General features: G+C 47.2%; 1 protein-coding gene. It reads left to right on the forward strand.

What is annotated here, in order from left to right; all coding sequences use genetic code 11:
* On the forward strand, nt 1-378 hold a 378-nt coding region (locus IG627_RS20750), incomplete at its 5' end, for a hypothetical protein (protein WP_226865513.1).
* Nucleotides 379-570 lie beyond the last annotated feature (192 nt).

The following is a 570-nucleotide window of genomic DNA, read 5'->3' on the forward strand; positions in this document are numbered from 1 at the left end:
ACGGCCAACGCTATGCACCTTTGTGGTGGTCGCTACGCTCTCATTATCGCACAAAGGTGCATAGCATTGTCCGCCCCTGAGCGCGGCGTTAAGTGCAATAGGCCATGTATGAACGAACTAGCAAGCACGGGGATATTGATTGCCGGAGCTGCTCTTTCTGCTCTGCTTGCATACAGGTGGTTATATTTAGGATTCTTTCTCGGTATTGTAATTTTTTGGTTCAGCGGAGTTGTAAGAGTGGAAGTTCTTATGCTCTTAGATAAAAGTTACGAGCCTGGAGTTGGGGGCACCGCTTGGGTTGTAATTACTGGGTGGCTTTTAGGTATTATATGGTGTCTTCCTTTTTCAATTGCTAGGTTTTTTATCAGTAAGAAATAAAAAAAAGTCAACCCGTAGTGTTCGCACTTAACAAGGCCATGAACTTCGCGCCTATCGGCGCCGGACAGCCTGCGCTGCGCTCCGGCTGCCGGTTATAGCAACGTTATGTGAGAGGAGTCTGAGAATGAAACGCCAGTTACAAATGCTCGGATTTGTACTAGGTTTCATTTCGCTAGCGGGCGGACTAATTGA

The organism is Microbulbifer taiwanensis, assembly GCF_014904815.1.
GTDB classification, from domain to species: Bacteria; Pseudomonadota; Gammaproteobacteria; order Pseudomonadales; family Cellvibrionaceae; genus Microbulbifer; species Microbulbifer taiwanensis.